This is a genomic window from Micromonospora arborensis (genome assembly GCF_003205615.1).
Classification (GTDB): Bacteria; Actinomycetota; Actinomycetes; order Mycobacteriales; family Micromonosporaceae; genus Micromonospora; species Micromonospora arborensis.
In genome coordinates this window covers 1-11,398 of record NZ_PYBV01000031.1, presented here as the reverse complement: position 1 = coordinate 11,398, position 11,398 = coordinate 1, and the positions used below count along the sequence as shown (strand labels likewise).

Here is an 11,398-nt window from a genome sequence, read left to right as displayed (position 1 = left end):
TCGGCTCGACACGGCGGCCTTCAGGACCAGGACGGGCAGGACATGGACCAGGGCACCCGCGACGAGATGATCGGCCGTCTGGCTGAGGCAGTCGGGTCCGTCACCGTCACGCACCCGACCCGGGTCGCCATCGACGGACCACCCGCCGCAGGCAAGACCACCCTGGCCGACGAGCTGGCCGACGTTCTGCGCAGACAGGGCCGCGACGTCATCCGCGCGACGATCGACGATTTCCTCTTCCCTCGGGCACAGCGCTATCCGCGCGGCGAGTACTCGGCCGAAGGCTGCTACTTCGACACCCACGACAACGACGCGCTGACCCGGGTTCTGCTCGATCCGCTCGGCCCAGGCGGAGATCGACGCTTCCAACACGCGGTCTACGACCACGCCACGGACACGGCGGTGTCCCCGGCGGTCACGTCCGCCCCCGCCGACGCGGTGCTGCTCTTCGACGGCGTCTTCCTCCTGCGCCCGGAGTTGATTGATCGCTGGGACCTGCGCATCTTCGTGTCGACCGCGCTGGATAAGACCGTGGGTCGTGCCGTGATCCGCGAGGGTCGGGTGTCATCTCGGGCCGAAGTCGAACGCCGCTGGCGCGAGCGTTACATCCCCTCCCAACAGTTCTACTTTGCCACCGTCCGCCCCACCGATCACGCCGAGATCATCGTGCACAACGACGAGCCCCAGCATCCCGTCTGGGAGACCCACACACACCGTGGGTAGAGACGACCGATCTGGCCGAGCCGCGCGATCCGCGGCCATGAGCCGACGCGTCCGGCCCGCCCACTAACGTACGTGTGGTGGCAGCAGAGGCAGCGGGAGCCTTTCGTCGGACAGCGATCGAGCGGTCAGATCAGCGCGTCGCCTGGGAGCGGACGGACCAGGCCTTCTTCGCTGCCGGTGCCTGTCACATCCTCGCCTGGACCTGTCGAGAGTTGTACCCGGAACGATCGATCGAGGTGGTGGCGGTTCGCCCGGCGGCCGAGCTACAGGTCTTCCATGCCTACGCGCTCTGGAATGGCTGGGCGTTCGACCATTCCGGTTGGAATCCGGAGCCGCAGTTGCTGGCTGTCAACGCGGACTTCGAGGGGCACCCGCTGGAACGCGTCCGGATCACCGTCGATCTCGCTCAGTTCTGTGCGGAGCACCACCACCGCAGGCCAGACCAGTACTGGCGTGACCCGCTCCCACGCGCTCGTGAGTATGTGGGCCGATACCACCCGCCTTGGACACAGCACCCGACGGGCGAGAATGACCTGCGGGCCCGAGTACTGCCCTGACGACTGGTCGGAACAGCAGCGCCACGTCGGCGGTGAACTGCACCGGCGACAGCGCGAGCCAGCGGAGCGCGCCAGCGTGACCGACTGCAACCACCAGCGTCGCGCCCAGCATCAGCACCCACCACGCGCTCGCCACCACGACCCGCACGGCCCAGGGCAGCCGTCCGAGTCCCTGCCGTAGACGCGCGACGTGGAACGGCACGTGCCGCTCTTCGTCGTTGAGGATCCGTGCTGCCACATCGCGCAGCAACGAATGCGGCGCGCCGTCCCGCAGTGCCCGGTAGTACCGCAACGCGACCACCTCGGCCACCATCAACGTCATCAGCTCCAGTCGCAGACCGAACGCCCGACGCACGAAGACGAACACGCTGTCGGTCCAATGGCCGGCGATGGTCGTGGCTCCTGCCTCGGCCAGCACCCGCTCCAGCAGCCTGGCATGGCGCTGCTCCTCGGCCACGAACATCCGCACCGCGGCCAGGTAATGCGCGTCACCAGCCCGGGCGCTCTTGCCGAGGAGACTGGCGCCGTCGCCGTCCTCACCGGTCTGGAAACGTTGCAGGCTCGCGACCAGGGCCACCGGCAGAGGTCCGCCGCTACCCCACGCCGGTTCTGGTGTACGGGCCCGATCGGCTTCCGCCTCCTCGAACCGCCGTACCCAATACGCGAAGTCCACGGCCATCCTCCTGTCACCGGCTGCCAGTCTGCCGGCCGGCTCGCGCCGGGAGAACGGCCTACACCAAACCTCCACAGCCGTGCCGAGGGCTCCGTCCGATGTTCGAGGTTGACCAACGGGCCGGACCGCGTGCCGCCGGTCAGGGAGCCGGTACGGCGGACGCGCGCAGTGCCGGATCAACGTCGCCAGGGTTTTCGGACGTCGGCCCTGGGCCACCGGGGCGACGGCCTCCGCCCCGCGCAGCCTGCCGCTAAGGGTGCCTTCATCTGATGCCCGACATCGATGCGTGGGCTGTTGAGATGGGCGCCGGCGTTAGAACGTCACCCCTGCTGCCATCCTAATTGTACCAATGAACCCGCTCGGCCGAATCACCTCGAGTGATGATTTCTATCCCCTGACCTGTGCATATTCTCTTCGGGACCCACGCTCGTACTCACCCGGGGAGCACTGTGCCCGACGTCAGAACGCAGGAAATCGCCGCCGAGCAGCAGGTCGTCGACCGGGTGTACGAGCAGCTCGAAGGAATGCGAGCGCAGGCGAACGCGCTTGCCAGCGAGGGGCACCGAAGGGCGAGGGCCAGCTCGATCGCCGGTTTGGTGGAGCGCGACGCGTTGGTCCACCGCGCGGCCGCGCAGTTGCGGGCGCTGGACGCCGAAGCGGAAGGCCTGGTGTTCGGCCGGCTTGACTTCGATGACGGCGAGACGTACCACATCGGGCGGCTGGGCGTGCGTGACAATCAGGAACCACTCCTGGTCGACTGGCGGGCGCCTGCCGCCGAGCCCTTCTACCGGGCCACCTCCGGAGACCCGCTCGGCGTGGTGCGTCGCCGGGTCATCATCTGCCGGGGCCCGAAGGTCGTGGCCCTCGACGACGACGTGCTGTCTCCTGACCACGTCGGCGACTTGCGCGTGCTCGGTGAGGGGGCGCTGCTGGCCGCGCTCCGTCGTTCTCGTGGTCCCCACATGCGCGACATCGTCACGACCATTCAACGCGAACAAGACGCGGCCATTCGGGCGCCGGCGCGGGGCGTCACCGTCATCACCGGAGGGCCGGGGACCGGCAAGACCCAGGTCGCGCTGCATCGGGCGGCATACCTGCTCTACACCGATCGGACCCGGTTCACTGGCGGGCGCATCCTGGTGGTTGGCCCCTCGAACGTGTTCACCGACTACATCAGCAGGGTCCTTCCCTCGCTCGGTGAGGACAGCGTGCACCTGCGCGCGCTCGGCGAACTGGTCGAGGGGGTGACCGCGACCCGCCGCGACTCGCCGGAGGTCGCTCAGATCAAGGGTCGCGACAGCATGCGGCAGGTACTGGTCGAGCTGATGTGGCAGGCGCCCCCAACTGCGCCGGATCGGCTGCGACTCGTATATGCCGGGCAGGTACTCACACTCGACGTGGACGACCTGGCAAAGGCGCGCCGTCGGGTACGCGACAAGTGCGAAGCAACCGGCACCATGCCAAACGCCGCACGCCCGGCTGCCGCCGCGGTCCTCCTGGACACACTGTGGACCAAGACGGACGGTCCGCATTTCGACAGGCACCTGTTCGCCGACGATGTCGCTGACCGCGGCGAGTTCCATCGATTCCTGCAGGCGTGGTGGCCCGCGTTGACCCCGACAAAGGTGCTGTCGTGGCTCGCCGAGACCGCACGGGTGGTCGGCCTCGACGCTCGGGCGGCCGAAGTGCTGGCCGGCTCGTATCACGGTCGGCCCGACTGGTCCGTGGACGACGTGCCGCTGCTCGACGAACTGGCCGAGCTGCTCGGCGAACTGCCCGCGGCCCCGAAGGCACCCGAGCCCGAGTGGCGACTGCGCGAGTTGACCTCTGGCACCCGGCGGGTGGCCACCTTCGTCCTCAGCTGCGGTCTGCGCGACGGGTGGGAGCTGTACGCGCCCGGACATCCGACCCCGATCGCCCTCGCGGGACCAACGATCGACAACGACGCGATCGCCGCCGCTCAGCGCTGGGCCGAAACTGTCATCCTCCGGGAAGGACACCGGGTGATCAGTTGGGCCGACGGCTTCGACCCTCACGGCGAGGAGGGTTACGTGCCCGTGCTGGCCGAGCCGCTGCCGGTCGAGGAAGCCGACGACGATTCACCGGCCGAGGAGCCATACCTACATGTGATTCTCGACGAGGCCCAGGATCTGTCACCCATGGAGGGTCGAATGATCGCACGCCGCGCCGAGTTCGCCTCGATGACCGTCGTCGGCGATTTCGGGCAGGCGACGCATCCGCTGGCAGCTGGTTCGTGGCCGCAGTTGCTCAACCGGCTGGGCAAGCGCGAGGCCCGCACCCTGGAACTGCCCACCGGATACCGACTGCCCAAGGCCATCGCGGACTACGCGACGCGGGTCCTCGCGCCCGGAATCGCGCCGACGCGCTCGTATCGGTCTGGCGGTACGTTGTCCGTGCGGCAGGTCGACGATATGCACGCCGCGGTTCAGGAAGCGGTCCGGCAGACGCCGGGCGAGACGAGCATCGCTGTCATCGCCACCGACAGCGCCGCGGAAGAACTCGCCCCGTTGGTCGACGTCGCCGTCGTGCCAGCGAGTCTGGTCAAGGGCCTGGAGTACGACCATGTCATCGTCGTGGAACCAGCCGACATCGTGGCCGCCGAACCTCGTGGCCTGAACCGGCTGTACGTCGCGCTTACCCGAGCCGTCGCGGGTTTGGTCATCCTGCACCAGAAGGCCCTGCCCGCCGCCTTGCGCGACTGACAGATCGTTGCCACACGCGATCGAATCGACGTGGTCCGCAATGAGTCTTCCGGCGTTGACTCGGAGCCAGGAAAGCGCAACGCTGTGGAAGCGCTCCCATCGTCGAGCTTCTATCGGAGAGGAATGCTCGTGCGTCCCACCACAGCTCTACTTCCGGTCGTGCTCGCCACGGCCCTCGGTGGTCTGGCCCTGCCGGAGCCCGCCCTGGCCGCGGCCGGCCCGGCGCTGGCCGTGGACACCACCGCCGCCCGGCACCAGATCAGCCCGTACGTCTATGGCATGAACTTCGCCGATGAGGCCCTCGCCCGCGACCTGCGGCTGCCGGTGCACCGCTACGGCGGCAACGCCACCACCCGCTACAACTTCCGTGCCGACACCACCAACCGCGCGTCGGACTGGTACTTCGAGAACATCCCCAACGACAACACGAGCCCGGCCGACCTCCCGAAGGGCTCGGAGACCGACCGGTTCGTGCAGCAGAACAAGGCCACCGGCGCTGCCACGGTCATGACGATGCCGATGCTCGGCTGGATCGCCAAGGACCGGTCGCGGACGTGTGGCTTCAGCGTCGCCAAGTACGGCCCACAGCAGTCCACCGACACCTGGGCACCAGACTGTGGCAACGGCATCAAGCCGGACGGGTCACCGATCACCGGCAACGATCCGGAGGACACCAGCGTCGCCGTCGGTCCGGAGTACGCCACCGACTTCGTCAACCACCTCAAGGGGCAGTTTGGCGCTGCCGCCGACGGCGGCGTCCAGTTCTACAACCTGGACAACGAGCCGGACCTGTGGCATTCCACCCACCGCGACGTCCGCCCGACCGGGCTGGGCTACGACGAGCTACGCGACCGCACCTACGAGTACGCCGCCGCGATCAAGGCTGCCGACCCCGGCGCGAAGACACTCGGTCCCGTCGGCTGGGGCCTGAACTCGATCATCTATTCGGGCCTCGACCAGGACACCTGCTCGCGTACCGGCTGCTGGTCGAATCCGCCGGACAAGGCCGCGCACGGCGGCCAGGACCTCGGCCCGTGGTACCTGGACCGGATGCGCGAGTACGAGCAGCAGCACGGCACACGCATCCTCGACTACTTCGACGTCCACCTCTACCCGCAGCAGGCCGGCGTGTTGGGCGAGGCGGCCGGCGACGCCAACACCCAGGCGCTGCGACTGCGCTCGACCCGCCAGCTCTGGGATCCGACCTACGTGGACGAGAGCTGGATCAACAGTCCGGTCCGGTACATCCCGCGCCTGCGCGAGCTGGTCGACAAGCACTACCCGGGCACGAAGATCGCGATGACCGAGTACAACTGGGGCGCATACGGGTCGCTCAACGGCGCGCTCGCCCAGGCTGACGTTCTCGGCATCTTCGGTCGCGAAGGGCTCGACCTGGCCACCCTCTGGACCGCACCCACGGCCGACCAGCCGGTGGCCAACGCCTTCCGCGTCTACCGCAACTACGACGGCAAGGGCGGCGCGTTCGGCGACACCTCCGTCCAGGCGACCAGCGCCGACCAGGGCAAGCTGGCCGTGTACGCCGCCGAGCGGAGCGCCGACAAGGCGCTCACCCTGGTCGTCGTCAACAAGACCAGCGACGACCTGACCAGCCCGGTCGCCCTCACCGGCGTCTCCGCCAGTACCGCTCAGGTCTACCGCTACAGCGGGGCGAACCTCGCCGGCGTCGTCCGGGAGGCCGACCAGCCGGTGACCGCCGGCGGCTTCACGGCCACCTTCCCGGCCAACTCGATCACCCACCTGGTGCTGCCGCGCGGCACCACGCCCGGCGACACCCAGGCGCCGACCGCCCCGGGCAAGCCGACCGCCGGCACGATCACCGGCGACAGCGTCGCGCTGGCCTGGACGCCGTCCACCGATGACACCGCCGTCACCGGCTACGACGTGCACCGGGTCGACACCACCGGCACCGTGAAGGTGGGCAGCGCCACCGGCACCACGTACACCGTGACCGGGCTGACGCCGGACACCCCGTACACCTTCGTGGTGACCGCCCGCGACGCGGCGGGCAACGTCTCGGCGGCCTCGCCCGGCCTGACCGTGCGGACCGCGCCCACCGCACCGACCGTCGGCTGCACGGTCGCCTACACGGCGACCAGTTGGCCGGGCGGCTTCACCGCGAGCGTGACCATCAAGAACACCGGCACCACCGCGATCGACGGCTGGAAACTCACCTTCGACTTCCCCACCACCGGCCAGAAGGTCGGCCAGGGCTGGTCGGCCACCTGGAAACAGAACGGAACGAGCGTCACCGCGGACAGCATGAGTTGGAACGGCAAACTCGCCCCCGGCGCGTCCACCAGCACCGGCTTCAACGGCACGTGGAGCGGCACCAATCCGGCGCCAACCGCCTTCAACCTCAACGGTCAACGCTGCGGGTGATCTGAGAGATCCCTACTCCCACTCAAGCGGAGCAGGCCGGAGGGGTCAGCGGCATGTGCGATCGGATCTGGACGAGGTTCAGATTGCTGAACCGCCATCGCCGAGCCACACCCCTCCGGCCTCTCCTACATCCGCTGCGATCACGCTGCGATGCCACGCCGGACCACCGCCGTACCCGGACCCGGTTCCCGCCGATCCTGGTATCCCACCGTCGCGCTGCTGCGGTGGGCTCGGTCTGTGGGGCGCAACATCGTCGGTGGCTCAGAGTCGCCAGATCACGGTTACCGCTCTTGTGACGGCCGCTCGGGTGGAGCGACCGAGACGTCCGCGGGCTCGGTGCGTCGCGGATGCGCTGAGGAACGCGGTCAGCGTGGCGACGGACAGAACCGCCTGGATGGCCACCGCGACACCCCCGAAGTCGTCAGCGGCGATCCCGGCCAGGGCCGGGATCGTGCCGATCAGCGCTACGTCAAAAGCCTGAGCGACCCAGAGCAGCGGCCCGCTCGGCACGACGCCCTGGGGCGTGACGATCAGAGGGTAGTCATGGCGGACGAGTGATCGACGCCCGGACCGGAGCGCCCCCGCCGCGAGCGCCGGGCCCGTCGCCGCGCCTAGCGCTGCGCCCCACGCCGGTTCCCCACCCATGTGCCAGACCACCACCGCCACCGAGGCGGCGCCCCAGATCACCGCGACGCCCACTGGTACGACGGCGCGCAGACGCAGCAGTGCACCGTCGGTGCGGCCGAGCAGCCGGCCCAGTCCGGAACGGTCGGCGTCGTAGCGGACATTGCCGGTGACCTGGGCTACGGCGAACAGGCCACACGCGAGCCAGAGCATGGCCCGGATCGCGGGCGCGACGTCGATCAGGGCGGGAACGGGCGCGACGGCCGCGATCAGGAGGGCCCGGGACGGCATGCGCAGCAGTGTGATCACGTCGTGGGCCGGAATCGCGCTGGGGCCGGCGGGCAGCCGGAACCGTCCGCGTAGCCGGTGCCGCTGCCAGCGGTGGTCCTCGGACACCCGGGACAGCAACCCGGGATCCGCCGCGGCGACGCCGCCGGTCACCGCGAGAACTGATGATGCCGCGGCCCGCAGGGTAGCTGTCCGCACCGCGTCGAGCTGCCGCGCGGCGAGGAATGCCAACACCCCGGCGATCAGTACGGCGATCACCGCGACCGGTACGGCAGGAAGAGTCACCGCCGGGGCCACGCCGAGCAGGCCGACCGCGACCGCAGCGACTCCGCAGACCGCCGCCGACATCCTCAGCACCCGAGCCGGATCACGGACCGAGGTCTGCACCAGCACCGCCGCGGCAGCTGTCGCCACGCCAAGGGCGAGCGCCGGAGCGACGATCACCGGCCGGGCCGCGAGGACGGCCATCGGCAGCCCGCCGACGAGGCCGGCGCCGAGCACGGCGACGAAACGAGGGCGGAGCATCTCGGCGCGCCGCATCGGGCTGGTGGCGAGCCAGCTGAGCGCGGCGGCCCCGGCTCCGAGCGGCCCCGCCACCGCCGCGGCCGCGAGCAGCACCGCGACACTGCCCAGGGCCACGGCCAGGACAGCCCCGGTGGTTGCCGGGCCGGTCTCGTCGGCGTGCAGCAGATAGCCGCGTACCGCCGCCCCGATCGTGACGAGAAGGAAGACGACCGCCAGCCCGACCGTGTAGAGCCCGTCGGAGCTCCACTGCTCCCGGGCCTGACGCACCTGCCTGGTCCGCAGCCACCGCCGAACCGCACGCGCGGAGAGCGGAACCGCCGGTGCCGCGCTCACCCCGTTTCCCGAGCACGCTTGGAGGCGGTGACCTCGACGACGCGGCAGGCCTCGGCGAGGTCCGGGTCGTGCGTGGCGAGCAGAGCCGCACCGTTCCGACCGAGATAGATCCGGAGAAGGTCGATCACGATCTGCCGACCCGCCGTGTCCAGGTGGCGTTCCGGCTCGTCCAGCAGAAGGACCCGGCTGGGGCGCGCAAAGGCCATGGCCAGCGTCAGACGCTGCCGCTGGCCCGAGGAAAGCCGCGCCGGGGAGTCGTCGGCGACGGTATCCAAGGCGAGCAGCTCCAGCAGGTCCGGCGGATCCCACCAGGAATCGGCCAGCGGCCGGTTGAGCATCTGAACCAGATCGACATGCTCACGGACGGTCAACGACGGATACCAGGCGACGTCGTCGAGCATCGCCACCACGGCACGTCGAAACCCCACGGCCCGCTCGTCCACCGGGGAACCGGCCACCGTCACGGTCCCCTCACGCGGTGCGTGCAGGCCGGCCACGCACCGCAGCAGAGTGGATTTTCCCGCGCCGTTGGGACCGCGCAGGGCCACCGCCTCCCCCGGCCGGACCTCGAGCGAGAAGCCGGCCAGCACGATGTGGTCACCGTATCCCAGGGTGAGCCCGGCGATGCTGATGGCCAAATCGGTTCTCCATCCAGGCTCGACGTGAAGCCCCTGACTGCTGGCGTCGAAGTTGTAGTGTCCGCTGCCTGCCTCGCATCGTCCGCCGCACCGCCAGTCTGGTCATCATCCTCTCGGGCGTGCTCATGGGCACCTGTTGGCGCGCAGGCGTTCGTGACTGCCGTGCGCCTTACCGAGGACCGCCACTAGACCTGGCGGTGCTGGTGCCTGGACCTCCACAGGGTCCTAGCTGTAGCTGGCCACAATGCCGGTCGCATCGTCCGGGTAGGGCAATGTTCACGAACCCGGCTTGACTCTCCGGGGCATCTATGGAATGCCGGCGTTCGCGACGATTCCCACGAGCGATCTGGCGGCGTCGGTGGACATCTGGGCTCGTGGGCTCGGGTTCTTCGAGCTGTTCAGCATCCCCGGCACGCTTGTGCATCTGCGCCGGTGGGCGTTCCAGGACGTACTCCTCGTCTCGGCGGCGAGCGTTCCGGCGCGGACACCGGCGATGAGTATCAGTTTCGTGTGCGTGCTCAGCCAGATCGATTCTATTGTCGCGGCCTGACATGATCGTGGCCATGCGGTTGGAGTCGCGGTGACGGCTACGGCAAAACGTGGAGTGCTGCCGGCACACGGATCGTCGACGGTCCATCCCGGTACGTTCACCCTCGGGCGCCGCGACTTGGCGGCCCGTGCTCGGGTGATGTTCGACTGGGTCATCGTGTTGCTGGCGGTGAACGCCGACAGCAACCAACCACCGAGGCCACGGATAAGAGCCGCCTGGCTACCCACAATGCTCGTCCGGGTAGTGATGTGAGGCGCCGTGTGGTGGGCACTCTTGCCCTGGTCGCACTATCGATGTCCCAGGGTGGCTGTTCTCTGCCGTTCAGCTGCGCGGAGCCGGAAGTGACGGTCGACGCATCCGTGCACACCGAGACCGCGCCGATCGAGCCGGAGCTGCAGCCGCTGGGTCGAATCCTGGAGCTCCACTGGTGGGAGTGGACAGAGAACAGCCGCTGCGACTTCAACGTTGGCGACCTCTTCCTGGTGCGTGAGGGCGCGGTCCGGGTTGCGCCGACGGACGTTGCCAGGCTGACCGAATTGACGACAGCCTTGGACGTGGACATCCCCGACGATGTCGCGCCACACCCGCGGCTGTCGTCCTGGCTGCCCGCCGAACCGGAGTGGCGCGGCGGGACCGGCCTCGATTGGAGCGACGGCGAGGAAGGTTCGGCCGTGTCAGTTTCATACTTGCTGGACTCGGCGAGCGGCGTTGTCTTATTCCGATCCGACGCCAACTACGACCCGGCGTCGACTCCGACCGCCGCACCCTCCTGACGCGGTACTCGACGACCGACCCCACCGATTGCAGCCGGCATCGCTCCGGAACCCGCCAGTCGAAATTCGGGCCTGCTGCCTGCGCTGCTTGCCAATGACTCAACCGTTGTCCGTCGGGACCGAAGTGGAGCTACCGGGCGCCCTCGGTGTAAAGGAACCACCAGCCGGCTCTGCGCTGCACCAGCAGCAGGGGCGAACAGTCCGCAGGAGTCCACGGACGTCCGGCGTCGCTCGCGCCCGTCGTCACCCAGCTGGTCACCCATGCCGAGCGTAAGGTGTGGCGAGCGGGTCTAAGACGTCGTCTGCGGCTTGTCTGAGAGGCCCCACAGCTCCACGATGCGATCGTTCTCGAAGGTGAACATCTCCAGCATCGTTGCCGTCGAGCCATCGGCGAAGCCGACCATCTCGGTCCGAGTTGCCACACGTTGGTTGTCCGCGACCAGGTCTTTGAGGGTTACCTTCAGGGCGGGATGTTGGTCCCACATACGCTGCCAGGCCCGCTGCACGCACTCCCAGCCGCTGGCCTTCAACGGATGGCTGTAGAAGGTGCTGGCGAAGATGTCTCGGGCGGGGTTGCGTCCACGGGAGTGG

General features: G+C 69.0%; 9 protein-coding genes. 5 read left to right on the top strand and 4 right to left on the bottom strand.

What is annotated here, in order from left to right; genetic code table 11:
* The first annotated feature begins 42 nt into the window (after positions 1 to 42).
* Entirely contained in the window at positions 43 to 723 is a 681-nt protein-coding gene (locus tag C7C45_RS23875; RefSeq protein WP_110565941.1) for a cytidylate kinase family protein, read from the top strand.
* A gap of 390 nt (positions 724 to 1,113) precedes the next feature.
* On the opposite strand, the gene C7C45_RS23865 is transcribed toward C7C45_RS23875, so the two are convergent.
* A complete protein-coding gene (locus tag C7C45_RS23865) occupies positions 1,114 to 1,953 on the bottom strand; it encodes a ferritin-like domain-containing protein (protein WP_208641289.1) in 840 nt (279 codons plus the stop codon).
* A gap of 449 nt (positions 1,954 to 2,402) precedes the next feature.
* On the opposite strand from C7C45_RS23865, the gene C7C45_RS23860 reads away from it, so the two are divergent.
* Positions 2,403 to 4,676, top strand: a complete 2,274-nt coding sequence (locus tag C7C45_RS23860; protein WP_244200531.1) for a HelD family protein — start codon at positions 2,403 to 2,405, stop codon at positions 4,674 to 4,676.
* A gap of 129 nt (positions 4,677 to 4,805) precedes the next feature.
* A complete protein-coding gene (locus C7C45_RS23855) occupies positions 4,806 to 7,076 on the top strand; it encodes a glycoside hydrolase family 44 protein (RefSeq protein ID WP_110565980.1) in 2,271 nt (756 codons plus the stop codon).
* Positions 7,077 to 7,337: 261 nt separating this feature from the next.
* Here the strand turns inward: C7C45_RS23855 and C7C45_RS23850 are convergent, their stop codons facing one another.
* Positions 7,338 to 8,846, bottom strand: a complete 1,509-nt coding sequence (locus C7C45_RS23850; protein ID WP_110565940.1) for a DUF6297 family protein — start codon at positions 8,844 to 8,846, stop codon at positions 7,338 to 7,340.
* Positions 8,843 to 9,484, bottom strand: a complete 642-nt coding sequence (locus tag C7C45_RS23845; RefSeq protein ID WP_110565939.1) for an ABC transporter ATP-binding protein — start codon at positions 9,482 to 9,484, stop codon at positions 8,843 to 8,845. The genes C7C45_RS23850 and C7C45_RS23845 overlap by 4 nt, the downstream gene beginning before the upstream one ends.
* A gap of 289 nt (positions 9,485 to 9,773) precedes the next feature.
* Between C7C45_RS23845 and C7C45_RS23840 the strand changes: the two genes are divergently transcribed.
* The gene (locus C7C45_RS23840) at positions 9,774 to 10,034 is read left to right on the top strand and encodes a hypothetical protein (RefSeq protein WP_208641288.1); all 261 of its coding nucleotides are present in this window, start codon (positions 9,774 to 9,776) and stop codon (positions 10,032 to 10,034) included.
* A gap of 341 nt (positions 10,035 to 10,375) precedes the next feature.
* The gene (locus C7C45_RS23830) at positions 10,376 to 10,807 is read left to right on the top strand and encodes a hypothetical protein (protein WP_146247395.1); all 432 of its coding nucleotides are present in this window, start codon (positions 10,376 to 10,378) and stop codon (positions 10,805 to 10,807) included.
* A gap of 290 nt (positions 10,808 to 11,097) precedes the next feature.
* Here the strand turns inward: C7C45_RS23830 and C7C45_RS23825 are convergent.
* A partial coding sequence (locus tag C7C45_RS23825) for a nuclear transport factor 2 family protein (protein WP_146247394.1) occupies positions 11,098 to 11,398 on the bottom strand: 301 nt, incomplete at its 5' end.

Excerpts from the sequence above, each read along its gene's own strand:
- C7C45_RS23875 (WP_110565941.1), top strand. The coding sequence starts at position 43 with ATGGACCAGGGCACCCGCGACGAGATGATCGGCCGTCTGGCTGAGGCA.